Origin of the sequence: Dyella psychrodurans (assembly GCF_003363265.1) — a bacterium.
Classification (GTDB): domain Bacteria; phylum Pseudomonadota; class Gammaproteobacteria; order Xanthomonadales; family Rhodanobacteraceae; genus Dyella_B; species Dyella_B psychrodurans.
Genome location: NZ_QRBF01000003.1, coordinates 365,487 through 390,238, shown reverse-complemented (window position 1 = coordinate 390,238; position 24,752 = coordinate 365,487). Strand labels below are relative to the sequence as shown.

General features: G+C 60.1%; 19 protein-coding genes. 10 read left to right on the top strand and 9 right to left on the bottom strand.

The window, feature by feature from the left end:
- Window positions 1–10: 10 nt before the first annotated feature.
- From DWU99_RS10880 to DWU99_RS10860, 5 genes are all read right to left on the bottom strand, one after another.
- A complete protein-coding gene (locus DWU99_RS10880; protein WP_158543270.1) occupies window positions 11–298 on the bottom strand; it encodes a YtcA family lipoprotein in 288 nt (95 codons plus the stop codon).
- Between the two features lie 44 nt (window positions 299–342).
- Window positions 343–1,272 (bottom strand): helix-turn-helix domain-containing protein, encoded by a 930-nt coding sequence (locus tag DWU99_RS10875; RefSeq protein WP_158543269.1) that lies wholly within the window; start codon window positions 1,270–1,272, stop codon window positions 343–345.
- A 349-nt stretch (window positions 1,273–1,621) separates the two neighbouring features.
- Entirely contained in the window at window positions 1,622–4,675 is a 3,054-nt protein-coding gene (locus DWU99_RS10870) for an ATP-binding protein (protein WP_115478037.1), read from the bottom strand.
- A 36-nt stretch (window positions 4,676–4,711) separates the two neighbouring features.
- Window positions 4,712–6,256, bottom strand: a complete 1,545-nt coding sequence (locus DWU99_RS10865) for a LuxR C-terminal-related transcriptional regulator (protein ID WP_115478036.1) — start codon at window positions 6,254–6,256, stop codon at window positions 4,712–4,714.
- Between the two features lie 359 nt (window positions 6,257–6,615).
- On the bottom strand, window positions 6,616–7,227 hold the full coding sequence (locus tag DWU99_RS10860; RefSeq protein WP_199535777.1) for a response regulator transcription factor: 612 nt from the start codon (window positions 7,225–7,227) through the stop codon (window positions 6,616–6,618).
- Window positions 7,228–7,529: 302 nt separating this feature from the next.
- Between DWU99_RS10860 and DWU99_RS10855 the strand changes: the two genes are divergently transcribed.
- The 3 genes from DWU99_RS10855 to DWU99_RS10845 all read left to right on the top strand — a co-directional run bounded on the left by DWU99_RS10855 (window position 7,530) and on the right by DWU99_RS10845 (window position 9,043).
- Window positions 7,530–7,793 carry a hypothetical protein gene (locus DWU99_RS10855; protein ID WP_147292913.1) on the top strand — a complete coding sequence of 88 codons (264 nt, stop codon included), beginning with the start codon at window positions 7,530–7,532 and terminating at the stop codon, window positions 7,791–7,793.
- 16 nt (window positions 7,794–7,809) lie between these two features.
- The gene (locus DWU99_RS10850) at window positions 7,810–8,094 is read left to right on the top strand and encodes a DUF2384 domain-containing protein (protein WP_115478034.1); all 285 of its coding nucleotides are present in this window, start codon (window positions 7,810–7,812) and stop codon (window positions 8,092–8,094) included.
- 145 nt (window positions 8,095–8,239) lie between these two features.
- Window positions 8,240–9,043: an acetoacetate decarboxylase family protein gene (locus tag DWU99_RS10845; protein ID WP_115478033.1), complete on the top strand. Its 804-nt coding sequence runs from the start codon at window positions 8,240–8,242 to the stop codon at window positions 9,041–9,043.
- Window positions 9,044–9,204: 161 nt separating this feature from the next.
- Here the strand turns inward: DWU99_RS10845 and poxB are convergent, their stop codons facing one another.
- Window positions 9,205–10,923 carry a ubiquinone-dependent pyruvate dehydrogenase gene (gene poxB / locus DWU99_RS10840; RefSeq protein ID WP_115478032.1) on the bottom strand — a complete coding sequence of 573 codons (1,719 nt, stop codon included), beginning with the start codon at window positions 10,921–10,923 and terminating at the stop codon, window positions 9,205–9,207.
- A 294-nt stretch (window positions 10,924–11,217) separates the two neighbouring features.
- A complete protein-coding gene (locus tag DWU99_RS10835; RefSeq protein WP_158543268.1) occupies window positions 11,218–14,307 on the bottom strand; it encodes a sensor histidine kinase in 3,090 nt (1,029 codons plus the stop codon).
- Window positions 14,308–14,570: 263 nt separating this feature from the next.
- Between DWU99_RS10835 and DWU99_RS10830 the strand changes: the two genes are divergently transcribed.
- On the top strand, window positions 14,571–15,827 hold the full coding sequence (locus tag DWU99_RS10830) for an MFS transporter (protein ID WP_115478030.1): 1,257 nt from the start codon (window positions 14,571–14,573) through the stop codon (window positions 15,825–15,827).
- A 19-nt stretch (window positions 15,828–15,846) separates the two neighbouring features.
- Window positions 15,847–16,218: a tautomerase family protein gene (locus DWU99_RS10825; protein WP_158543267.1), complete on the top strand. Its 372-nt coding sequence runs from the start codon at window positions 15,847–15,849 to the stop codon at window positions 16,216–16,218.
- A 137-nt stretch (window positions 16,219–16,355) separates the two neighbouring features.
- On the opposite strand, the gene DWU99_RS10820 is transcribed toward DWU99_RS10825, so the two are convergent.
- Window positions 16,356–19,451 (bottom strand): sensor histidine kinase, encoded by a 3,096-nt coding sequence (locus DWU99_RS10820; protein ID WP_115478028.1) that lies wholly within the window; start codon window positions 19,449–19,451, stop codon window positions 16,356–16,358.
- 688 nt (window positions 19,452–20,139) lie between these two features.
- Complete coding sequence (locus DWU99_RS10815) at window positions 20,140–20,304, bottom strand: hypothetical protein (RefSeq protein WP_158543266.1); 165 nt, start codon at window positions 20,302–20,304, stop codon at window positions 20,140–20,142.
- Between the two features lie 118 nt (window positions 20,305–20,422).
- Between DWU99_RS10815 and DWU99_RS10810 the strand changes: the two genes are divergently transcribed.
- From DWU99_RS10810 to DWU99_RS10790, 5 genes are read left to right on the top strand one after another with little or no spacing between them, the layout of a single operon-like run.
- Window positions 20,423–21,076, top strand: a complete 654-nt coding sequence (locus DWU99_RS10810; RefSeq protein ID WP_115478026.1) for a hydrolase — start codon at window positions 20,423–20,425, stop codon at window positions 21,074–21,076.
- A gap of 60 nt (window positions 21,077–21,136) precedes the next feature.
- Window positions 21,137–21,430 carry a XapX domain-containing protein gene (locus DWU99_RS10805; RefSeq protein ID WP_115478025.1) on the top strand — a complete coding sequence of 98 codons (294 nt, stop codon included), beginning with the start codon at window positions 21,137–21,139 and terminating at the stop codon, window positions 21,428–21,430.
- Window positions 21,427–23,310: an amidohydrolase gene (locus tag DWU99_RS10800; RefSeq protein ID WP_115478024.1), complete on the top strand. Its 1,884-nt coding sequence runs from the start codon at window positions 21,427–21,429 to the stop codon at window positions 23,308–23,310. The genes DWU99_RS10805 and DWU99_RS10800 overlap by 4 nt, the downstream gene beginning before the upstream one ends.
- 1 nt (window position 23,311) lies before the next feature.
- Window positions 23,312–23,764: a DoxX family protein gene (locus DWU99_RS10795; protein WP_115478023.1), complete on the top strand. Its 453-nt coding sequence runs from the start codon at window positions 23,312–23,314 to the stop codon at window positions 23,762–23,764.
- Between the two features lie 14 nt (window positions 23,765–23,778).
- A complete protein-coding gene (locus DWU99_RS10790; RefSeq protein WP_233511044.1) occupies window positions 23,779–24,696 on the top strand; it encodes a VOC family protein in 918 nt (305 codons plus the stop codon).
- The last annotated feature ends 56 nt before the right edge of the window (window positions 24,697–24,752 follow it).

The following is a 24,752-nucleotide window of genomic DNA, read 5'->3' as shown; positions in this document are numbered from 1 at the left end:
AGGTCTCCATTCAGGCCAGCCACACAAGCCAGATGGCCAGCGTCGCCGCCGTCCACATGCACAGGTACACGATCACCGGCACGGGAAGCGAGGCATCCACGCCTGTCTTCACCAGCACGCCGCGGATCACCACGACGAAGACGATGCCCAGTAGCGCGCACACCATCCACGTCGGAAAGTAGGAGCCAAGAATGTTCCGCGAAGGCGAAGCACTGCATGCGACCATCGCCATCGACAGGAACGACATCATTGCGGCACGAAGGTAGCCAGATCCACGCATGGGTCGATGTAATTGCATCTGCGCATCCTTCTCTCGGTCAGGTTGAAGCGAGGTGGCGATCATCAGGCCGCTTCCACGCGTTTGTTGTTGGCCAGCGACTTCCGCCACGCTCCCGGTGCGACACCCATTTTTTGCGTGAAGACACGGCTGAAATGGCTTTGATCGGAAAATCCGGTATTGAAGGCGATCTCCGCCAGCGAGACGTCGGGATCGGCCATAAGCTCGAGTGCCAGGTCGACGCGGTGGGACAACAGCCACTGATGCGGCGACATGCCCGTGCTCTTCTTGAAGCCGCGCGCCAGCGCGCCCGCCGACAAGCCGCAGGCTTCCGCCATTTCGTTGATCGAGATGCCTTCGAAAACCCGCTCGCGCATCATTTGCGTGACCTGGCGCTGCTGCCATGGCGCCAGCGCGCCGCGTACGATCTCGGGACGCTCCGAAGATCCGCCATAGGTGGACGCCATGTACGTACACAGGCCTTGCAGAAGATGATCCACAAGTGTCTGCTTCGCCGCGGTGGCCCTATTGAAAATGGGCAGCAGCGTCTGGCCGATACTGTTGATGATGGTGTCCGGGAAACACTGGTCGGGTTGGATCGCAAGATCGATGATGCGAGTTTTTCCCAGCTCCACGCTGGCTTCACCGATGGCCTGGCGCGGCATGTAGAAGTACAGCGAATGCATCGGATCGCTTATGTACGCGATGGGATCGCGTCGCAAATCCAGTACGTAGGTGGTGCCGCCGTCATAAGAGGTCGAACATACCGAGCGGCCGTCGCACCACAGCTCATGCGTGCTTTGCTTGCGCATATTGAGGCAGACCAGATAGGCATCGTCGTTGCCCATCGGGGACGTCATGCCGTAACCGGACTGGTCGATACGAACTTCCGTCACCGCAAGGCGCACGCCACGCCTGGTCTGACTGTGAAGAACCGGGGGGTTGCTCAGGTGAAACGAACGGCCGAGCCGATCGCCGTATGCACCGCAATACATGTGCGCCTCTCCGGACCCAGGGTCGTCGAGCATCCTTGATGAAAACTCGTCCTCAATGGAATTTACGCGCATGCATCCTTGGCCGAAGCCTTCATCAGGGTACACTTGTTGACGCAAAGGGATACATCGAATTACCCGAAAGGGTAGATGGATTCCCTATGACAGCCACGCTACACAGCTACCGTCCTCAATGACGAAAAAGCCGCGCAGCGAGCGTGCGCGCTCATTTCATTTCTGTAACGTCGATACGATCAGGCAACGCGTCGCTGACGCGAGCCTCGATTCCATCTTGGATCGTGGGAAATCGGGCGCCAATCCCCCGCGTGGGGGACACGCCCTGCGATGTCGATCACGCCATGAGGCGCGCAAAGCTTTCCCGCAGGCGATGACCGGGAGGGAGGCTGTCGAGCACGCGATGCGCCTTCCTGTGGAACAGCTGCGCCTGAAGCGATGCGCCTGCGCCATCGCCTTGCAAATCAAGCAGCTGGGCGGCCGTGCGATGAATGCGCCAATCGGCTATCGGGGCGCCCACGACGTCAATCATATGCAGGGCGTCGTCGATCAGGCGGGATGCCTGGTCGAGACGACCTTCTTCCATGGCGATGCGGCATCTCACCTCGCGTGCCATGGCGCGCCACGTCACTTCGATGGTGCGATCGGATCGGTCGATCATGCGATCGGCGTGCAGACGCGCCTGCGCGACATCGCCCGATCGCAACAAGGCATTGGCTAGCGACCACTCCAGCACGAACAGCCAGTACCAGTCCGTGATGACCGGTTGCGCGAGCGTGTCCTGTTCGAGCTGCTTCAGGATGTCGATTCCTCCGGCGAGGTCGCCGAGTCCCGCCTCCGCCGCACCGGCGAGCAGCTTGCAATGCCGGATCTCATTCGTAAGCACCAAGGTATAGAGCGCGGACGGTTGCTGGCCCGTCTTGTCTTTGTAGAAACCGAGCTTGCCGCAGATGTCCTTGACGGCCTGATAGTCCCCGGCCATCAGGTAGAGGAATCCGCGCAGCGTCTCCAGGGTGCAAATGCTGTAGCGATTAGCATTGCCGACAAAGAGCGCCTCGCTCGCGTCGAACTCCTTCAGCGCGCGTCCCCATTCTCCAAGCAATGTGTACGCCCACGGCCTGCCGAGGTGGGCCATCCAGATGGCGCGAAAAATATTGAACTCGGGCCGGTCCGCGGCATGCCGCACGAGGATCTCCAGATTCGTATCCACGGTTTCCAGGCACTCGCGGTATCGGCTGGATATCAGGCAGATCATGCTGTATTCGATCAATCCCCAGGCCGTGATCTGACGGTCGGAGCCGTTCCTCAGCGGGATCAGGTTTTCCTCGCAAACCCGGGCCTGTTCGGCATCCCATCCTGCTATCCACATTCGCCACGCGGCGCTGCTCAGCCTGATCCGCGCCTTCAGCTGCGGCTCGGCCTGCGCCGCGCTCAAGCGGGAGGCGCTTTCCAGATGCGGGACGCATGCAGCCGCGTCCTGCCAACTCAGCGTAAAGGCCACACCAAGTTCCGCGCGCGCCTGGATATCCGGAAGGCTCAGTTGTTCGGACATCTGCGCCAGATTGGTAAAGGCCTGCATCGCCCGTGGATCGTGGTTGGCCGCATAGATGGATGCGCGATCTTCCAGCAACAGGGCCTGGGCGAATTCGCGCTCCCCATTGGAAAGGTGGACCGTGATCGCATCGGCCGTGTCGAGAATCGCCAGCGCATCCTGATGCGCATAACGGCGCTTGGCGGTTTGCAGTGCGATCTTCAGATAGGTGAGCGCCTTGGGCCACTCGCGCGCATTGGAAAACTGCTCGGCAAGTTGGAACGCGGCGTGCGCTTTCAGTTCGCTGGGATACGACTTCTCCAATTCCTTGCCGATCAATGCATGGCTTTGCGCCAGCCGAAGCGGTCCCTGCCGGTTCAGCAGCACCTCCCTGAGCAGGGCGTGGTTGAACCGGTAGAGCCGGACTACTTCGCCATTACCCAGCGTATCCATGTCGTGGCGATGAATGAACGTCCGGGTCCGACATAAGGTCTCGCAGACTTCCTCGAACCGACGCGCGCTGAGGCCCGCGGCGGTAGCGGCCACGATGGGATTGAAGACATCGCCCACCGCGCTGGCCGCCTCCAGGGCGCGCTGCGTTTCATCGTCGAGCGTGCTGATTTTCGTCTCGACGACGTGGCTGATCGTCTGGGGTATCTCGAAACGGATCTGGGCAAGCGGTACCTCGTTTTTCCATCGGCCCTGCTCGTTGGATACCATCCGCAGGCTTTGCAAATGCTCCAGGATCGCGCGCAGGAACAGCGGGTTGCCGCCCGATCGGTGCAAGAGAAGCTGCACAAACGATCGGCCTTCTTCGGTGTCGTCCGCGCAGACATACTCCGCGATATCCTGTCGATCCAGTCCGGTCAAATGGATGGATTCGCACAGCTTGTGCAGCAGCAGTTCGTTGACGAGCTGCCCGAGCACCGGTCCGCGCGCCGCCCATTCGTCGGAACGATAGGTGGCAAGCAGCAGCAGCTTGACGGACGACTTCCGCCTCGCGAACGCCGAAATCAGATCGAGCGTGGAAAAATCGGCCCAGTGAAGATCCTCCAGCAGCAGCACGAAGGGTTCGTCTTCGGCGAGCACTTCGAGCAGCTCGCAGAACTCGCCGATCATGCGGCTGCGGGCGGAGATATGCGCCACTTTCTGCAGTTGCGCGCGATGTTCGCGTGACAAAAGGCCAGCCAGTTGGCTGGCCCACGAAGGCGCCACGGCGATCAGGGCGTCCTGTACCTTGCTGCCGCTCGCTCCCTTGATCAGCCGGGACAGCGCTTCGATGATGGGATAGAAGGGTTCGGCGCCGCTGAATCCTTCGATGCAACGACCGTACGACAGCGACGTATGCTGACTGGACACATCACCGCAAAACGTCTCGACCAAGGCGGTTTTGCCGATGCCGGCGTCTCCACGCACCAATACGATCTTGGGTAGGCCTTTGTACGCCTGAGCGAGCGCTTCGCGCAAAGCGAGCAAGGGCGCGTTTCTGCCGATAAGGACTGATGCGGGTGCGGGCGAAAGGCGGTTGTCGGTCTTTTGCGCAGAGGTAACCTCCGCAATAAAGCGGTATCCGCGACCTCGATGCGTTTCCACGTAACGCGGACGCTGCGCGTCGTCGCCCAGCGCATGGCGGATGGCCAACATGTGCCCTTTCAGCACCTCGGGTTGAACCGCCACACCGGACCACAGTGCTTCAAGCAGCTCTTCGTGCGAGACAAGACGCCCGGGATGCTCGACCAGGTAACGCAGTACGTCGAACGCCTTCGACGTGATGGTGACGGAAGCAAGCTCGCCCTCATCGGAAAGCCGCCACAGCTGATGATTGGCCGGATCGAGCCGAAAGGGTTTGAACTCCTTCATTCAACCGCCCCTAATACACATGTGAGTGTCGCGTCTTTAAATGAGCCCCAGCTCGGTCGCCCGGGATACGGCTTCGGCGCGATTCTTGGAAGCCAGCTTGATGAAGATGTGCTTGGCATGCGACTTCACCGTTTCCGGCGTGATCTGCAGTTCGCGCGCGATGGATTTATTGGAAAGCCCCAGGCTTATCAAGCGCAGGATAATGGTCTCCCGCGTGCTCAGCGATTCTACAAGCCGGTGATTGGTCCTGAACTTCTTCCGGGCCGACGGATGCACCGAGGGTGCCGCGAGCAGCCGTCCGACGTAAGGCGCAAGATGGCCAAGGCTTCGGGTTTCGGAAGATCGCCAAAGCTGCTTGAGAGGCGTTTCGATCAGCGGCATGTCGTCGAGAAAGCTGCGGAACAGTCCGACGTCGGCGCCCTGGCGCAACGCGGCGAGCAGCTCCTCGTGGGCGCATGCGATCTTGCCCAGCGAGTAAAGCGCACTCGAGAGCAGAATCGTCAGCTTGACGACCATGGCGGGATGATTGCGATGCAAGGCGGCGTTACGCAGATCGTCGAGCGATCGCGCCGTGCCAAGGCTTGGCCCGTTCGCGATCTGCAGGCGCAGGCTGGCCATTTGCAAGGGCCATGCATCGATATTCGTGGGACGGGCCTTGGCATCGAGTTCGTCGAAAAAACGCCTCATTTGTGCCAGTGCCGCCTCGGCAAGATCGATGCGCTCCTCATGGATGCGCAGGGCGACTTCTTCCGCCTTGCAGCGAAGCACCAGCCGGGGCCAGCGTCGTTGCAGGCCTATTTCCTCGCCGCGATGCAGGAGCAGCAACGCGATGTTCTGGTTTCCCCGCGCGGCTGCAATTTTGGCGGACAGGATATAGGCGATGAGCGCGCTCTCGACCGCGCCGCTCTCTTCGATGGCCGTGAGGCGACCTCGCAACAAGGCATCCGCTTCGTCCACCGACCCGGCCTCGTATTGCAATTGAGCAAGGATGGAGACGGGAAGCAGCGAAGCATACGCTTGCGGTCCTGCCGACGTGCTGCAGAGGACCAACGCATCCCTGGCCAGGCGTTCGGCCAGTTTGAAGCGCAGTTGTTCGGCTTCCGCCGCGGCTTCGATGGACAGATCGACGGTTGCCATCAGCAAGGACGTGGCATGGCTGCGCGGCGCTTTTCCGCGAGACAATTCGTAGAACGGCATGAAGTCGCGCGTCCGCCAAAAGCAAAACTTCATGACCGCCGCGAGGACAGACCGGTACCGCGCCGCGGTGCCGCGCGCCAATACCGATTGCGCACGGAACATCGCTTCCTCGATGTGGTCTTCCCAGAGGCTTCCCATCGCCAGCAACGTTTCCACTTCGTCGCAAGGGAAATCGTGACGGAAACGATGCTGTTGCATGACGGCATGACGCAACAGGGCCGTGACGGCAACCAGCTCGGTGCCATTCATCGCGCTCACGGCACGCCAGGCCGAATCCAGCAGCGTCCGGAGTGCCTCATCAGGGGCATCGAGATCGTGCCAGTCCTGCATCCATCCGAGAGCGACAGGAGTAGTTGCGCTATGCGCAACGGGCAAAAGATTCATCTATCCATCCTCCGACCGTCGTGAAGAGCACTGAAGCGGAGCAACATGGCTTCAGTCACGTACGCTGTCGGGATGAATCCCGGTGCACGTCGCGTGTCAAAAGCACTCATCACCTAATTCACCCAGCAGACCCATTATCCGCTCAACGTGTGATTCGTCCTTTTGGTGAGGACATTAGGCGAGATGGCGTGCCCTGTCGTGAAATCTCCGTTGTGGCCCGGTCTTCTTTCGGTTTTTTGGTCGACAAACCGGAAACCCCGGGCGTAAAAAACGCAAGATTAATAATCGCCGTTTCCTTGCCGGCGATCCGTCCCGCGCATGGGGCTGCCAAGAGCCCATGCCATGTGTTGAGCCGAGCTCTAAGTTTGCGAGTCCATGAAGCCGCGCCGGATCGCGATCATGACGGCGTGCGTGCGGTCCTCGGCACCCAGCTTGCCCATGATGCTTTTCATGCGGGCTTTGACGGTGTCTTCCGAAATGCACAAGGCATCGGCTATTTCGCGGTTGCTGCGGCCCTTGGCCACCAGCCTCAACACGTCGATTTCCCGTTCCGTCAGCGCTTCGTGCCCGGTATAGCTGGCGATTTCCTGTGCGACTTCCGGCGCCATGGTGTGTCGCCCGGCAAGCGCGCCGCGAATCGCCTTGATGATTTCGTCGCGGCGCGCGGTCTTGAGGAGATAAGAGGTTGCACCAAGCGTGAATGCACGCACCACGCGCGCATCGCCGGGAAAAGTGGTCAGCACGATGATGGTCGCATCGGGAAACTCGCTGCGAATGGTCGTGATGGCCTGCAGGCCGTCGACCTCGGGCATTTGAAGATCGATCAGCATGACGTCGGGAAACAGTTTCTGGAATTGCCCGATCGCCTCCCTGCCGTCGGCTGCCTCGCCGACCACTTCCATGTCGGGCTCCTGTTCAATGACAGCGCGAAGACCATCCCGCATCACCGGGTGGTCGTCCACGACGAGAATTCCATATCGTTCTTTCTTCTCGTTCAAACGACTCACCTGCGAAACTTCCGTCTAAACAAGAGGATGGAAAAGTCAGGTCGCCTTCCAGGTCAACGGGAACTATGCGCTGGGCAGGGGGAGACTTCAATGCTCTAAAGGGTAAATCGGGCCATGGGGGATCGGGCGGGGCGAACGGGGCGCTTATCCGCGAAATCGATGCCGCATGACGTTGGCGGAAATACACATGCACGCGCAAAAAGATGCAAGAAACCGGGTGTCGGCTGACGTAACGTAACCTTCATCTACGTTGTAAGGGCACAGCCATGACTATGAGAAGCGGTGTGGAGTCATGGTCGCCGCAAAGGGCCGGAGTGTCGTCGCTGAATCGCCCGATCCATGTCGCCTTCGTCCATATATCGCGATTGGCCATGGCCATCGACAGCGATCTCTCCCGTGTCGAGGAGTGGTACGAGTCGGTGCACATCCTGGAGCTTGGAGGCATGACCGCGCAGGAGCTCGTGATGCAAGGCAGCGCAGACCTGGTGATCGGTTTTCTGCGTTCCATCCGCTGTGGTGAGCGCGATTGAGAAGAGGTTTTTGCGTATGCGTCACGTCGATTCGTTCAAGGATATGGCTACGCGGCTGGATGAACTCCACGCCACGCGCGAGCAAATCGCCCTCACGGCTTTTTCCATGCTGGAAGAGCGGCAGGGCGATCTCTCCCGCATGCTGATCATCGCGCTGGGCGACAGGCCGCGTGCCGTGCGGTGGATGTGTATGCGGCACCGAAACCTGGAAGGAAGAAATGCCTACCAGGTCATTGCCGATGGCGAAGAAGACCGCCTCTGGGAAGTGGTGGAAAACCTGTGCGGAATACCCGAGACCTGATCTCCGCGTGCAGTGCAGCGTTTGTTTCCGGCCTTTGCCGTCACCTTTGTCCAAGATCGGTTGGGCGCCGAATGCCATAGTCGCCCCCGATCGTGGTCATGAGATAGGCCGCGATCTCATCTGGCAACCATCCGGGAGTGGATGCATGAAGAGCAATTTCTTCGTTCCTATGACGCCGCGTGGCCTTTCCAACATCTCGCCGCCGCCGCCCTGGCACTATGCCGGCGATTTTCTCATCATCGATTTCTGGGCGCGTCCGGATGCCGTCGCGTCCCTTCTGCCCGCAGAGCTACAGCCGGACGTCAAGGCCGAAGGTCATGCGCAGGCCTATTTCATCGATTGGCAGTACACCGCTGCGCACGACGAATTCCTCGATCCGGCGCGCTACCAGTACCGGGAATTCTTTGTACTCGTCGACGCCTTGTTCCAGGGCAAGCCTGTTGCATTCTGCCCTTACATCTTCGTCGACAACGATGCGGCGATTGCGCGCGGCTGGGCACAGGGATTCCCCAAGCGCTACGGCACGATCCTGCAGACGCGCCTGTTTGCCGCGAGCGGGCCCGCTTCGCCGAAGCTCGCGCCCGGGGGCCGATTCGGTGCAAGTGCCTCGACCGCCGGACAGCGCATCGCGCGAGGGCTCGTCACGCTCGAAAAAGCGGTGACCGATCCCGCCGCCCTGGGCTCGCGCCCCACCATCAATCTGCGCCACTTCCCGCGACTCGCCGCAGGGCAATGGGAGCGTCCCGCCGTGCACGAGCTGGTGGAGTCCGTCATGGACAACTTCACCGTGGCCGACGCATGGATGGGCAAGGGCGAATTGACGCTGCCCGAGTGCGAGAACGAGGAGTTGTCGGATCTCGCGCCGGTGCGATGCGGCAACGGTTATCGCATGTCGGTGTCGTATTCCGTGACCGATCTGAAGACGCTGGTCGATCACTCGGCGAAGTGACGTTCGACTTTAAAAACACGTCAAGCACTTCACACTCCCTCCCCTGCGTGCAGCAGGGGAGGGCTGGGGTGGGGTGAAGCCTGTCAGTACGAAGCAAGAGCGCCACCCCCTCCCAACCTCCCCCTGCGAAGCAGGGGGAGGGGCAGCATGCGTTCAAGACATCAGCGCAACAGATTCACCTTCGCCAAATCCACCAGCTGACTGCCGCGCCCATCGAGCACCGCCTTGATCATGAAGAGACCGAACTTGTAAGCCTCGTCGAACGTCGTCTTCGGCGGCATCGCCAGTTCCTGCCGCGCGCTGACCACGTCGACCAGCACGGGGCCATTGTGCGAAAACGCCTCGGTCAATGCAGCGCGAAGGTCTTCGGCACGTTCCACGCGAATGCCCTTGACGCCGACGGCGTCGGCCATTTGCGCGAAGTTGGGATTGATCAGGTCGCAACCGGAATCGAGGAAGCCGTTGGCTTTCATCTCCATCTCGACGAAACCCAGCGTGCCGTTATTCAACAGGACGATCTTCACGGGAAGATCGAGCTGCGTCAGCGACAGGAAATCGCCCATCATCATGGCAAAGCCGCCGTCGCCGGACATGGAAATCACCTGGCGCTCGGGGCAGGCGACCTGCGCACCGATGGCGTGCAACATCGCGTTCGCCATCGATCCATGATTGAACGAGCCGACGATCCGGCGCTTGCCGTTGACCTTCAAGTAACGCGCCGTCCACAAGATCGGCGTGCCCACGTCGCAGGTAAAGATGGCGTCTTCCGCCGCCAGCTCGCTCACCAGCTTGGTCACGTACTGGGGATGAATGACGTCGCTTCCGCGTCTCGGATCGGCCAACTCGTCCAATCCTTCACGGGCTTTCTTGTAGTGAGCCAGCGAGGCATCGAGAAAACTGGTATCCGTCTTTTCGGCGACCGACGGCAGCAGAATCTGCAGTGTTTCACGAACATCGCCGATCAGGCCAAGATCCAGCGGGCAGCGATTGCCGAGCGCCTCCGGACGCGCGTCGATCTGCGCCACCTTCGCGTTTTTGGGGAAGAACTGACGGTAGGGAAAATCCGTGCCGAGCAGAAGCAGCGTGTCGCATTCCTTCATCGCGGCGTAGCCGGAAGAGAAGCCGACGAGCCCGGTCATGCCGACATCGTATGGATTGTCATACTCCATGTATTCCTTGCCGCGCAGCGTGTGCACGATCGGCGCTTTCAGCCGGCGCGCCAATTCCACGACTTCATCGTGGGCGCCCGCGCAGCCGGCGCCGCAGAACATCGTGACGCGCGTGCCTTCCTTGAGCAGATTGGTCAGCCGCTTCAGATCCTTCAGGGATGGGTGGAGGACCGGTTTGGTCGGCGTGACCCAGCGCGGTACTTCCGCAACGGCATCCCGCAGAGAAACGTCGCCCGGTATGACGACGACGGCCACGCCGCGCCGCCCGACGGCCGCACGCATGGCTCGGCCCAGTATCTGCGGAAGCTGCGCCGGGTTGGACACCAGCTCCGCATAGTGGCTGCATTCCTTGAAGAGAATTTCCGGATGCGTCGCCTGGAAGTAGTCGATGCCGATTTCGCTGCTCGGAATATGCGAGGCGATCGCCAACACCGGTACGCCGCTGCGATGGCAATCGAACAAGCCGTTGATGAGGTGGAGATTGCCGGGACCGCAACTGCCCGCGCACACGGCCAGCTCGCCGGTCAGATGCGCTTCGGCGCCGGCGGCAAAAGCCGCGGCTTCTTCATGGCGCATGTGCAGCCATTCGATCGAGTTGCGGCGAAAGGCATCGGTCAGCCCGTTCAGCGAATCGCCGACGACGCCGTAAACGTGTTTGACGCCTGCCTGTTCAAGGACTTTGGCTACGTATTCGGCGGAGGACATGGCCATGATGATGATCTCCCTAATGGTGAAGACGGGGCGCGATTTGCCGGGACATGACAAATCGGCGGTGCATGGCACATCGGCGACGACCCAAGCACGGGAGTGCCAGCGGATGCCGCGACGTTACCCCAAAGGGACGCGGCCGGCTTGTACATGTCTGCCTGACGTTGGACGAAATCCATGTCTCGCCGTCCGTCGCCATGGTTTCACGAAGCGCTGTGTGAAGAACATGCATACAAGGCTGCACCGCATGGCGTCGCCGGCCGCGTCGATGGCCGCCGAGCGCGCCTGGCGAAAATCTCAATCCACGGAAGGATGCGTGTGATCGTCGTCGTGATCGCCGAAATGCCAGCGCTTCCGGATGAATGCGCGGGTTGCCTGGATCGTCTGCCAGGGCAAGACCAGTTCGATCGTCGTGCCCCGTGGATGAGCGGGCCGGATGGTCAGCCGGCCACCGAGCTTCGCCGCGCGTTCGCGCATGCCGGCGATGCCCCAGTGCCCCTCTTTCTGCTTGTCATGGATGGTTTTTTCGGTGATGCCGACGCCATTGTCCGTGACATCCACGATGAGCGCGTCATCCGCGTAGCTGACCGACACCAATACCCATTCGGCTTGGGCGTGCTTGAAAGCGTTGATGACGCTCTCCCGCACAATGGCGATCATTTCATCGCAACGCATGCCGCAAAGCGGTCGTGCTTCGCCTTCGACGTTTATGGAGAAATGGGTATCCGAATACGTCGACGCGTCGCTGCCGATCGCTTTGAGCTTTTCTATCAGGTCCGCGTGATCGGAATCCGCCTGCCGAAGCGCGCTGATGGCATCGCGTCCTTCGATCAGCGAACTGCGCATCTTCTCTTCTATCCGGGTGATTCGGAGTCGCTGGGCATCCGATAGATCGGGGCTGGTGGAAAGCATCTCCACCTGCAGGAGGATGCCCTGCATGCCTTGAAGCAGGGTGTCGTGCAAATCGCGCGCAATACGCTCCCGCTCCGAGTGGCGTTCGACCATGAGCAATTGATAGCGTCGCTCGACAAACCGCACGCGGAGCATGTAGATCAGACAAAGGATGAGCAAGGCGACGCAAGCCACGAATGCCTTGAACCAGAGGGTCTGGTAGAAGGCTGGCGCGATCGTGAAGTTCAGCACGGTGGGTTGCACGCTGGCCACGCCATCTTCGTTGAGCGCCGTGACTTCGAAGCGATAGCGGCCGGGCTGCAGATTGGTATAGAAAGCCTCGCGCCGGCCACCGTCGTCCTGCCAGTCTTCATCCACGCCCTTCAGCCGATACCGGAAATGCACGCGTTCGGGCATGGACAGCAGCGGTACGGTATAAGCAATGTGGATGTTGTGCGTGCCCGGGGGCAACCGCGGCGAGGGCGTTGCGGGCCAGCTTGCATTCGCCGACGTCACGGTGCTGATGAAAACGTTCGGCGCGATCGCATTGCGGCGGATATGAGCAGGGTCGATCCAGGAAAGATTCTGCTTGGTCGCGACCCAAATGCGTCCGTCCGCGCTTTCGATCATCGTCGGCCCGGGACGAACGGGAAGGGGAACGCCGTTGATGCCATCCGTTTGCGTGAAGAGCTCGTAGCCTGGTTGATATGCTGGCTGCTTGAGCCACTTCGCCAGCTCCTCCGCACTTATCCGATAGACGCCATCAGGTGCGTTGAGCCAGAGTTCGCCGGTTCGCGTCTCGACGATGCCCGTCACGCTTTGAAAGGTGTCGTCGCCTTTGCCCACCAGACTCGCGAAGATGCCTGAGGGTGTCAGGTAGGCGACGCCGCGATCGCCGGCAGCCCAGGCGTGCGTGCCGCGCACATAGAGGCTGAGGACATTTCCGATGTTCAAGCCATTCCTGTTGTCGTAGAGCGTGACGCGATCATGGTCTACAACGGCTATGCGGCTGCCGGGATACGTCAGCCAGATGCGGCCGGATTCGTCGCCCAGCACGCGAATGGCCGGCCCATCAGGCAACGCTTTCAGGCCGCCATTGAGGGACCAGCTTCCCTTGGACAACCGGAAGACGCCCACTTTGACGATGGATACCCACATATCGCCCGCGGCGTCGTTCGCGATGCCCTGGCAGGCCTGCAGGACCTGCTCGCCGTGGTTGTCGATCAGGGTGCCGGGTGGCGGAGCAACATGTACAACGCGCGAGCCGTCGTAGGTTTCCAGATCGTTGCTTCCCGACATCCAGACGACGCCGTGGCTATCCACGGTCGAACAATCCGCGCCGAGTCCAAAGCCGGCTACGCGTACGGGATCGTGGTCGCCTTGGATATACAAACCATTTTCGCGAAGACTGCCAACCCATAGGCCGCCTTTCTTATCGGCAGCGAGGGTGAGGTTGGTCATGCTGTTCGGAAAGCGCACGGGTGTGAATTTCCCGACGGTAAAGCGGTCGACACCGCCTTCCGTCGCCACCCACACGTTCGATTCGCGACCCATGAAATAAACGAGCGCAAACTGGCCCGTCAGTCCGTCGCGTTGATCGAAGTGTTCTTCCGACGTGGGCGAGGCGCTTCCGTCGCTCCAACGTACGCGCGTAATGCCTTCCTGATCCGCGCGCGTATACCAAAGTGCGCCGGACGGGTCGCGAAGGCTTGCCCAATAGGGATTGGTTTTGGCCAGCGCAACGTTGGCCGGCAATCCGATGAGATCGTGCTGGGCTTGCAACAGATCGACAGCGCGCCATCGATGCTGTTGCTGGTCGAGTACGTAGGCGTCGTCGACGTCGAAAAGATAGATCTCGCCGTGGATCGTGCCGAGCCATTGCGGATGCTGGTCGGGATACCCTTGAGCGGCGCCCGCCCTTTCCCAGCGATCGCCTTCCTGCCACGCAAGACCGCGTGTCGTTGCAGCCCACAACGTTCCGTCCGACGCGCGCGCGAAGCCCACGACGCTTCCGCCAGGCAAGGCGGAAGCGGGAGTGTTCGACACCTTCCCGCCATGGAGCACGCTGATGCCGCCAAACGTGTAGCCGATCCACAAGTCGCCGTTCGGCTCCGCGTAAAGGGAGAGAATGTTCGGCGTGGGCAGCAGGCGGGTCACGCTTTTATCGAAGCGGACGCCGTCGAATCGATACAGCCCGTTTTGCGTCCCGAACCATAGAAAGCCATCCGGCGTCTGGACGATGGCCTGGCTGCTGGAGGGAGCGCCGTCCCTGGATGAAAAGGCGCGATGCTGAAGCTGGCTCAGCTGCAATCGAAAGGGTGTTTGCGAAGACAGCGGGACGACGACATGGGCCGACTCGACCGGCATGGCCGCTGGTGGAAGGCACAGGCCGAGCACAAGCAGGCACGCGAAGGACGAACGCAGAGACCGAATCCGGCCGACAACCCATCGCCTGGGCGTTGAAAGGGCTTCCGTGCCGATGGCATGCATGCCCATGGAGCAACACCGAAAGATGTGCGAGTACCTATTAGGCATCACACCCCGGGTGACCGCAACCAGCGATTTTTGTGAGGCGAGGATGGAACACTGACACCGAAAAGCACCGTCTTTGAAGCATGTACAGCTTGTTTGGACAACCATGCTGCAAATAGAACGGAACTGCTACCGCCTGAGACACATAACTACCCGTTTGGGGGACCAACGGCAGTGGCGGCGTCGATAAAGTTGGAAGGGAGCTGGCAGACCATCAAGGTGTCCCCATGAGCGTCAAAGCCGCAGTCGTCCAATCGCCGCGAAAGCTGGAAACCGCCTACGCCATGGCGTGGGGATTCGCCGCCATCTTTTACTTCCTGGAATACGCTTCGCGCTCGGCGCCGGCCGTGATGATCCCCGAGCTGTCGCAGGCATTCGGCGTGAGCGCACTCGGCGTGAGCGCCATCCTGGGCTCGTACTACTACACCTATTCCACCACCAGTCTGGTGGCGGGCGTCCTGCTCGATCGCTTCGGCGCCCGCTACGTCGTACCGGCGGGCATGGCGGTGCTTGCCCTGGGCTGCCTGCTTTTCGCCATTCCTCAGTCTTTCATGGGAAATGTCGGGCGTCTCGCGCAAGGTGCGGGATCGGCATTCGCCTTTACCGGCGCGGTGTACCTGGCGTCGCACGGCTTTTCCGCCAAGAAACTCGCCACGGCGATCGGATTCACGCAGTGCTTCGGCATGCTGGGCGGTTCCATGGGGCAAATCGCCGTGGGGCCGCTTATTCACGGCATGGTCGGTATCGGGCAATTCTGGGTCGGCATGGGTGTCGTGGTGCTGCTGGTCGCCGTGGGTCTGTTGCTCATGACGCCAAGCGAGAAGCACGCAGCCGCGACCGGCGAAAAGCGCAACTTCCTCACGCCCTATAAAGTCGTGCTCAGCAATCCGCAATCGTATCTCTGCGGCATCGTTTCCGGTCTGCTCTTTGCGCCGACGACCATCGGCGACATGGTGTGGGGCGTTCGCATGTTCCAGGTGGACCGGTTGTTCAGCTACCACGACGCCGTGTTCGCCATCTCGATGGTTCCCTTTGGCTGGGTCTTCGGTTGTCCGCTTTTCGGCTGGCTGGCCGATACCCTGCATCGCAGAAAGCTGGCGCTGATTATTGGCGTAAGCGCCATGCTCGTATGCGCATTGCAGCTGACCTTCCTTCCCACCGCCGTGCCCAGTTGGGTCACGCTGCTCGTATTCGGCATTGCGTCGGGATCGGCGATGATTCCTTACACGATCATCAAGGAAGTCAATCCGGATAACGTCAAAGGCAGCGCGACGGGCGCGATCAACTTCATCACGTTCAGCGTCACCGCGTTGCTCGGTCCGGTCTTTTCCAATCGTTTCGGAAAGACATTGGGCTTGTCGGTGACCAATCCCGAGTTTCATTTCTTCCAGTCGGGATTGTTCTGGGTGGCAGTCATCGCGCTGGCGCTGTTGGTGTCGTTCGCATTGCGCGAGACAGGGAGGCAGCCGGAAACGGCCCGTTGAGGATGGTGGAGACATCGACGTGCCTCTCTATACGCTAGTTACACAGAAAGGAACGCTTGATCAGGCGGCCAAGGCTCGCCTGGCGAAACAGCTGACGTCGTTTCATGCCGAATATGCCGGCGTGCCGCAAAACTGGGTGCATGTCGTGTTTCAGGATTTTCCGCCCGGCGATGGCTTCACCGCCGGCGAGCCAGCACCTGCCGCGGCACTTACGCTGCTGATTCGATCCGGACGATCAGCCGAATACAAGAAGGGATTGTTGCTTCAGTTGTGGAGCATATTTCAGACGGCGACGGGTGCGCCCGACGATCAAATCGTCATAGGCATACAAGAAGTTTCTCCCAGCCAAGCCATGGAAATGGGGCAGATCATGCCCGACGTTGCGGAGTAATAAAGCAAGCATGGGCCTGCGGCTTCATCTTGGACTTATGGCAAAGCGAGACGTTGATGGGGGTGCCGCTACGATGCGGGTTGCAGAGCTGGGTACCCGGTCAATTCAGTCCGGCACCCAACTAGTCGCGTGATGACTCACTTCTCGGCAGCGCGGTTCCCAAACCGGGAAAAAAATTTAGTCCTCGGAACCGTCGCATAGGCGATGCGCGCCGGTATGCAGAGCGTGACGCGAGTTCCGTCCCTGGATGGAGACTCGATGGAGAGTTTCGCCGACATCTGTCTGGCGCGCTCGCGCATACCCATCAATCCCCAGTGTCCGGGCCGCTCGCCGGCATTCAGGATGGCTGGATCAATGCCGGTGCCATTGTCGTGTACCTCTAAAATCAGTACATCGTGTCGATAGTCCAAACGAACAGTCAACTGAGTTCCACCGGAATGCTTATAGGCATTGCACATGGCTTCCTTCATGATGAACGAAGCCTCTTCAAAAATCTCCTTCTTGAGATGTCGCTCCCGTCCCTCTATCGACACGTTCAATGTCATGCCGAGGCGGTTTGCATGTTCTGTGGGAAAGGCTGATAGAACATCGGCGAGATTGCCGTACTCTTCGGATCGCAACCGGGACACCTGATCCCTGCTTTCCACGACAATCTTGCGCGCTTGCTCCAGTGTCTGATTCAGGAATTGCCGCTCGGCTGCATCTTCCGGAAGCCTGTTTACACCGGCTTGCATTTTCATCAACAACCCCGGAAAGCTCTGCAGCAGCGTATCGTGCAAATCGCGCGCGATCCGTTCCCTCTCTGCATGCCGTGCTTCGAGGCGAACGCGCAGCTGACGATTGGCCTGACGGATACGAAATGCGAAAGCCTGCCAAAGTGCGAGAACCGCCAGGCATGCGCAGAGCACTTCAAACCAGAGCGTTTGATAAAACGTGGGCTTTATGCTGAATTCAACGCTTTCACCCGCGTTATTCCAGACGCCATCTTGATTGGCCCCGATGACATCGAAATGGTAGTGTCCGGGCGCAAGATGGGAATAGCTTACTTCGCGTTGCAAGCCCACATCGCGCCAATCTTTGTCCAGGCCACGCATGCGAATTTTTGCGTTCACGCGTTCCGGCATGGTCAAACTCGGCACGGAAAAGGTGATCCGAAGATTCTCGGTATGCGCAGGCAATATCAGCCCGTCATGGGACGCATAGGTCTTGCCATCCGCCTCGACCGAATCGATAGCCACTTGAGGCGGCAAGGGATTGGAGATCAATTGCGCAGGGTCGAGCCACACGACACCGTTACTGGTCGCGAACCAGAGCCTTCCGTCGGCACTTCGGATGGCCGACGGTAGCGGAAACTGCAATGCCGGGGAGCCAGGTAGTCCATCCAGCGTATCGAATTTTCGAAAATGCATCGGATACGACGGATTTATTTCGGCTTGATGCACATCCCTTGCCGGCAGCTGGAAGACGCCGTCCAGCGTATGAACCCACAAATCACCTTGCGTCGAGAACACCATCCCCGTGACGTTTTTCAGCGTGCCATCATCAGCCAGGCTCACCATCTTCAAACGCAGCCCGTCCATGTAACCGAGTCCCTCGCTGCCCCCTATCCACAAGCGATGATCATCCTGTTGAAAGGCTTTCGCATCGCCGATCGCCACGCCTTGATCGGGGCCTAACGTGGTGACGTTATCCCCGTCGACGACGACCATGCGATTGTCCCTGTAGCCCAACCAGACTCGTCCGTCGGCATCGGTAAAGTCGGCGCGCGGCGTGCCGCTGATAGACGATTTCCTCCACTGGCCATTGGCCCATGTGTATAGCCCCGACCCTGATGTGCCGCCGACCGAGACCCACAACGTACCGTGCAAGTCTTTGGTCATGGCCAAGACAAGCGCGAATGGCGCCGCATCGGCATTGGGGCGATTTGTCAGATGCTCGGCGCCCGCATCGCTCATCTTCCAGATGCCGCCGGCTCCTCCGATATACACCACACCGTCGCGGTCAGCGTATGCCGCAAGCGTGTAAGGCGGCACATCGAACGTCTTGACCTGCGAGTCTTTGAGTTCCATGACCGGTTTCGAGGAACTTCCTGTCCAAACCGATCCATCCGCTCCAGCAGCCAATGCGAAGTCGTGGGTGCCTGACGGGAAGGGGGCTGGCGTGAAATTGCTGCGACTGAATCGATCCACGCCGGCGCCGGTGCCGACCCAGATGTTTCCTTCCCGATCGATCAGCAGTGGCCACGCGTAGTCGCCGCTGAGTCCGTTGGAGCTGTTGAACAGCTCGATCTTTGCGTTCAGCGCAGACAGATCCGTCTGTTGATCGATCGCATTGGACGCGATATGACGTACACCGTCGCCCAGTCCATTGATCCAAAGTCCGCCCTGACCATCGAACAGTATGTGCCCTGCGGACGTCGTCGCTATGCTTCCGGCAGTCCTTGTCGGCGTTGCAGTCGTGGTTGTCCAGCGTTCGATGGCTCCGCGCAAATGCGCGACCCATATGCTTCCATCGGAGGCCTGTGCGATGTGGCTCACATTCCCCTTCTCCAGGGGCACGAATTGCTTGGCATTCGCGGCACGGTAAAACAACCCTTCACCACTGCCCACCCAAAGGGCACCATCTCGCGCGATGAACAAGAACGCCGTGTAGTTGCTCTTGAGTCCTGCGTCGCCACCGCTATTTTTCCAATGTCCCCCGACGAGTGTGTAGAGATAGCCCGCGCCATAAGCCCAAATCGCGCCATGGCTATCTTCAGTAAACCCTTCAATTTGGCCGTGAGCAGGAAGTCCGGCTTCCGGACCGTAATGCGCGATATGCCCGTCTTTGAGAAAACTCACACCGCCGAATTCGTAACTGATCCATAGACCGCCATCTGTACTGGCATACAAGCCAAAGACCGAGCGTCTCGAGGGTGACTCTTCTTCAACGTGCTCGAAGCGAGCACCGTCAAAGCGGTATAGACCGTGGTCGGTACCAATCCACAAGTAGCCATCCGGCGTCTGCGCCAATGAGCTCACGCCCGTAGGCGCACCGCTTTTTCCGGTCCATGCGACATGCTGGTAACGATCGAGCGTCCATGGACGCGGATCGGCGTGGGTCTGACACGACACTAAAAGGATGCTGATGGCCAGCACCCATCCACAAAACGCCCGGACCCTATTGCACTTATGGTGCGACACGAAATGAAGTATCCCCATCTCTTCCGGCACAAAATGACTACGGATCGTCATGCGGGGTGATTCCAGGCACGTAGTTGGCGCGGGGAGCTTCGTCCAATCTCTTTCAAGTCGCGTAACTTTTATACATACCCAGTCAGTCTCCTACAAGCGATAAAGACTGCGCTGCGTTAGCTTCGGTCTAAACATAAACATCGCGAGGCCGCTTGGCCTATGGGTCCTTAGGAAGAGTTTTTGAATCAAGAAGCAACCCTGGCCATATCGAATCTATGGCGCCTAGGCATGTGTCACGAAAGCATTGATGGCCGGTGCCGAGACTTACGAGGGCGAGTTGGAGATGGATTTTCTTGAGAGACTATCCCCAACAAAATAAGCCCGCGACTGAAGATCATCATGCGGCCAAGTGATCCTGTGAATCGTTCCTCTCCCGCTGGAGGAACTGAGTCGTACCAATACTTGATCATCAGAGACGCCGGCTCAAGATCAATGCATCGCGCGAAGTCCGGAACGTCGTCATCTTAGTGGCAGACAAGACCGACAATTCTACCAAAACGACACGTTGAAGGTTTAAAAAATCCTTGTCCGTGGAGCGCAACAATAGCGTTCGCAACGTCGTTCCTTTCAAACATGATGACCATGTTTGTACAAGGTGTTTCAAATGGGACACGGTTGCTGAAGCGCGAGGCAAATAGCTACCCGTTCGGGGGGCGATTCGCAGAGTGGCGATGGATAGAATGCGTCTCTACCACGCAGTGATCACGAACAACGTCACCGAAGATGCGAAAGGGTCGATGGATCGACCTTGGTTGCCCGACGCGACAACCAGCGGTTGGTGTCGATCGACCGTCCAATAGCCGATCAAGGCTTCGCCGCGCACGTAGCACTGAGCGTGCATCGGGTGGATCACGTCAAGCGATCCATCGCCATTCCATGTGATCTTGTTCGTCTTCATCCGAGGATGTGCGAATTCGTCGAAGGATTTCGTTCCGTTCGAACACTTCATCACTCCACATCGAGGCACCGTCATGAGCATTACCGCAAAACCCACGCCCGGTTCCAAGCTGCTGACGCCCAAAGATCACGCGCTGATCTTGATCGACTATCAATCGCAGATGTCGTTCGCCACTCATTCGATCGACGCGGTCACGCTGCGCAATAACGCAGGCCTGATTGCCCGCGCGGCTGCCAGCTTCAAGGTGCCGACGATCCTGACGACGGTGGCGGAGAAGAGCTTCTCGGGTCCGATGTTCTCCGAAGTCACCGATCCGTTTCCGGGGCAGGCATTGATCGACCGCACGTCGATGAATACCTGGGAAGATGCCGCCGTCATCAAGCAGGTCAATGCGATCGGCAAGACGCGCCTCGTCTTCGGTGGTCTGTGGACGTCGGTATGCATCGTCGGTCCGTCGCTCTCGGCCATCGAGCAGGGCTTCGAGGTTTATGTCGTGGCCGACGCGTGCGGCGACGTTTCCGCCGAAGCGCACAACCGTGCTTTGGACCGCATGATGCAAGCGGGTGCGCGCCCCATGACGGCGTTGCAATACCTGCTTGAACTCCAGCGCGATTGGGCTCGCACGGAGACCTACGAAAGCACGACCGGTATCGCGAAGGACTTCGGCGGCAGTTACGGCCTCGGCCTCATCTACGCCAAGACGATGTTACACGCGCAAGGTGGCTGAGCGCCGGCGCGAGTAGCTGTCGCATCGCCGGAGTCCGTTCGCCACATGTGAGAAAGCGCCATGAAACCCTACTTGTTATCGCTTGCTGCCGGGCTTTTGGTAGGCGTCGTCTACGGATTGATCAACGTGCGCTCGCCGGCACCGCCGGTGATCGCACTGGTCGGACTGTTGGGGATACTCATCGGCGAACAGATTCCGCCATGGTTCAAGCAGGTGGTGAGCCGACAAGCCACCACCAGCGCATGGGTGGGCCACCAGGTCAAACCGCATGTCTTCGGCGAATTGCCCTGCGGGCAACTTAAAAAAAGTTCGCAGGACAAAGATATTCCCCCGCAAGGAGGAGATGCATCATGAGTACATCTACTTCCGTCCCCGATCTCATTCTGCGCGGCGGACGATTCACGACGCTCGATACGGGCAATCCGGCGTCGACCGCCGTGGCCATCTCGGGCGGTCGATTCACGGCCGTCGGCGATGACAGCGAAGTCATGGCATTGGCGGGACCGGGTACGCGCGTCATCGACCTGAAAGGCCGCGCTGCGCTGCCGGGTCTCATCGACAACCATTTGCACATCATACGCGGCGGTCTCAACTTCAATATGGAGTTGCGCTGGGACGGCGTGCGCTCGCTGGCCGACGCCATGGACATGTTGCGCCGGCAAGTCGCGATCACGCCGCCGCCGCAGTGGGTTCGCGTCGTCGGCGGATTCACCGAACACCAGTTCGTCGAAAAGCGATTGCCGACGATCGACGAACTCAACGCCGTGGCGCCCGACACGCCGGTGTTCCTTCTGCACCTCTACGATCGCGCCTTGCTCAACGGAGCGGCCTTGCGCGCCGTGGGCTACACCAAGGACACGCAGGAACCTCCCGGCGGCGAGATCGTGCGCGACAGTGCGGGTAATCCCACGGGTCTTCTCCTGGCCAAGCCGAACGCGGGCATCCTGTATGCAACGTTGGCGAAGGGACCCAAGCTGCCGTTCGAATACCAGCTCAATTCGACGCGGCACTTCATGCGCGAACTGAATCGCCTGGGCGTAACGGGTGCCATCGATGCTGGCGGAGGCTTTCAAAACTTCCCCGAAGATTACGAGGTGATTCGCAAGCTGTCCGAAGAGGGGCATCTGACCATCCGGCTGGCCTATAACCTTTTCACCCAGAAGCCCAAGGCCGAGAAGGAAGATTTTCTCAATTGGACGAAGATGTCCAAGTACAAGCAGGGCGACGACTACTTCCGGCACAACGGCGCCGGCGAAATGCTGGTGTTCTCCGCCGCGGATTTCGAGGACTTCCGGCAGCCCCGTCCGGACCTGCCATCGTCGATGGAAGGCGATCTTGAAGAGGTGGTGCGCGTGCTGGCCGAGAATCGCTGGCCGTGGCGCATGCACGCGACGTACGACGAAACGATCTCGCGCGCACTCGACGTGTTCGAGCGGGTCAATCGCGATATTCCGCTCAAAGGCCTGAACTGGTTTTTCGATCACGCCGAAACGATTACCGAGCGCTCCATGGATCGCGTCGCCGCACTCGGTGGCGGTGTCGCCGTCCAGCATCGCATGGCGTACCAGGGCGAGTATTTTGTCCAGCGCTACGGTGTCGCTGCGGCGGAGGCCACGCCGCCGGTCGCACGCATGCTGGAAAAAGGCATTCGCGTTTCGGCCGGAACGGACGCGACGCGGGTCGCTTCCTATAACCCGTGGGTATCGCTCTCGTTGCACGTGACGGGCCGGACAGTCGGCGGCATGCGGATTTATCCGCAGCACAACTGTATCGACCGCGAGCGCGCGCTGCGCATGTGGACGCAGTACGTCACCTGGTTCTCCAACGAGGAGGGGGCGAAGGGCCAGATCAAGGTCGGACAGCTCGCCGATCTCATCGTGCCCTCGCGCGACTTCTTCTTCTGCGCGGAAGGCGACATCGCCGACATCACCTCCGACCTGACGATCGTGGGCGGCAAAGTCGTGTACGGCGCGAACGGCTTCAAGGAGTTCGACGACCAGCCCCTACCGCCCGCCATGCCGGATTGGTCGCCCGTGCGTCGTTACGGCGGCTACGCGGCGTGGGGTGCCGACACGGCGCCCGCGGCGGCCAGGCAGATGCACAGTTGCAATTGCGGCGGATGCGCGGTGCATGGACACAATCATCCCCGTGCATGGACCACGAACCTGCCGATATCGGATGCGGATCTGAAGTCGTTCTGGGGCGCCCTGGGCTGCGCCTGCTGGGCGGTCTGAGATGTCCGCATCGAATCGACAGAGCGATACGCCCGAACTGATCCGCATCCTTTTGGAATGGAGAGGAACGGATGTATTGGCGCGTATCGCACTGACGCTGCCGTATTGGTGGAGCGGTCTCAACAAGCTGTTCCATCCCATGGCGGCGTTGGCGGAGTTCCAGGCCACGGGGCTGCCACCATCGTGGACGATCTATGGTCTGCTATTGCTCGTGCAGCTCGGCGGTTCGTTTGCCGTGATCTTCAATCGCCGCGCATGGCTTGGAGCAGGCGCGTTGGCCGTGTTCACGTTGATCGTCACCTACCTGGCGCATGCTTTCTGGAAGCTGGAAGGGGCGCAGCGCATGGCGGAGATGAATACGTTTCTGGAGCACATTGCTTTGATGGCCGGATTTGCCTTCGCGGCGATGTATCTACACAAGGCCCGGAGTCGACGGAAGCCGGGTGGCATCTAAATATGGGGCATATCATGATTACTCGATCGCTCAACGCCGGTGTTCGGATGGCGGCCATCGTCGCCATCGCCTGGTCGGTATCGGCACTCGCGCCGCTAAGCGCCAAGGAAGCCGCAACGCAGGGCGTGTCGGTGGGTCCGCAATACGATACGACGCACGTCTATATCGCACCTGCCGACTTTGACGCCTTCGTCAACAGCTTCACCGCCACGTTCGGCGGCAAGCCATCCAAGCGCGGCACCTTCAACGTCATGCCTGTTCCCGCCAACACGCAGGCGCAATACGTGTGGACGCCGATAGGCACGCTGTCGACGTTCGCTTTCCTGACGCCGATTCCTTATCCGTTCGGGCAGGAGCGCACCGGCTATCTCGTGACGGACATGGATCAGGCGATCAAAGAGGCGCGCGCGGCCGGCGCGGAAGTCATCGTCGACAAATTCAAGGATCCGATCGGACTGGATGCGGTGATCCAGTGGCCCGGCGGCGTGAAGATGCAGCTGTATTGGCACTTCACGGCGCCGCACTACGATCCCTTGCAGACCGTGCCCGACAATCGCGTCTACGTGTCGGCGGATACGGCCGATACCTTCGTGCGGGACTTTGTGCGCTTCTCGCACGGCAAGGTCGTTTCGGACGATCGCAAGGCCGACGCCGGCGAAATCGGCAAGTCCGGTCAGACCTATCGCCGCATTCGCATCGAGTCCGGCTTCGGCAAGATGCAGGTGAACGTCACCGATGGGCAACTGCCTTATCCGTTCGGTTATGAAATCTCGGGCTACGAAGTGAGCGATCTCGACGCGACGCTGGCGAAGGCCACGGCGGCCGGTGCCAAGGTCCTTTCGCCACGTTTCGACTCCGCGGATCGCAGTTCGGCCATGGTGCAATTTCCTGGCGGCTACATCGCCGAGATTCACGCGCTCAAGGCGCACTGAGCCTCTTCCAGGCGCCGGCGTCCCACGCGGTTGCTTGGGGTTGCCTCTTTTGCCGC

What these genes read in the sequence shown, in the direction of transcription:
- DWU99_RS10870 (WP_115478037.1), bottom strand. Translation starts at nt 4,675, where the DNA reads ATGAAGGAGTTCAAACCCTTTCGGCTCGATCCGGCCAATCATCAGCTG.
- DWU99_RS10880 (WP_158543270.1), bottom strand. Translation starts at nt 298, where the DNA reads ATGCAATTACATCGACCCATGCGTGGATCTGGCTACCTTCGTGCCGCA.
- DWU99_RS10820 (WP_115478028.1), bottom strand. Translation starts at nt 19,451, where the DNA reads ATGACGATCCGTAGTCATTTTGTGCCGGAAGAGATGGGGATACTTCAT.
- DWU99_RS10850 (WP_115478034.1), top strand. Translation starts at nt 7,810, where the DNA reads ATGCGTCACGTCGATTCGTTCAAGGATATGGCTACGCGGCTGGATGAA.
- DWU99_RS10855 (WP_147292913.1), top strand. Translation starts at nt 7,530, where the DNA reads ATGACTATGAGAAGCGGTGTGGAGTCATGGTCGCCGCAAAGGGCCGGA.
- DWU99_RS10790 (WP_233511044.1), top strand. Translation starts at nt 23,779, where the DNA reads ATGATTACTCGATCGCTCAACGCCGGTGTTCGGATGGCGGCCATCGTC.
- poxB (WP_115478032.1), bottom strand. Translation starts at nt 10,923, where the DNA reads ATGGCCATGTCCTCCGCCGAATACGTAGCCAAAGTCCTTGAACAGGCA.
- DWU99_RS10865 (WP_115478036.1), bottom strand. Translation starts at nt 6,256, where the DNA reads ATGAATCTTTTGCCCGTTGCGCATAGCGCAACTACTCCTGTCGCTCTC.
- DWU99_RS10795 (WP_115478023.1), top strand. Translation starts at nt 23,312, where the DNA reads ATGTCCGCATCGAATCGACAGAGCGATACGCCCGAACTGATCCGCATC.
- DWU99_RS10845 (WP_115478033.1), top strand. Translation starts at nt 8,240, where the DNA reads ATGAAGAGCAATTTCTTCGTTCCTATGACGCCGCGTGGCCTTTCCAAC.
- DWU99_RS10875 (WP_158543269.1), bottom strand. Translation starts at nt 1,272, where the DNA reads ATGTATTGCGGTGCATACGGCGATCGGCTCGGCCGTTCGTTTCACCTG.
- DWU99_RS10810 (WP_115478026.1), top strand. Translation starts at nt 20,423, where the DNA reads ATGAGCATTACCGCAAAACCCACGCCCGGTTCCAAGCTGCTGACGCCC.
- DWU99_RS10800 (WP_115478024.1), top strand. Translation starts at nt 21,427, where the DNA reads ATGAGTACATCTACTTCCGTCCCCGATCTCATTCTGCGCGGCGGACGA.
- DWU99_RS10835 (WP_158543268.1), bottom strand. Translation starts at nt 14,307, where the DNA reads ATGGGCATGCATGCCATCGGCACGGAAGCCCTTTCAACGCCCAGGCGA.
- DWU99_RS10830 (WP_115478030.1), top strand. Translation starts at nt 14,571, where the DNA reads ATGAGCGTCAAAGCCGCAGTCGTCCAATCGCCGCGAAAGCTGGAAACC.
- DWU99_RS10805 (WP_115478025.1), top strand. Translation starts at nt 21,137, where the DNA reads ATGAAACCCTACTTGTTATCGCTTGCTGCCGGGCTTTTGGTAGGCGTC.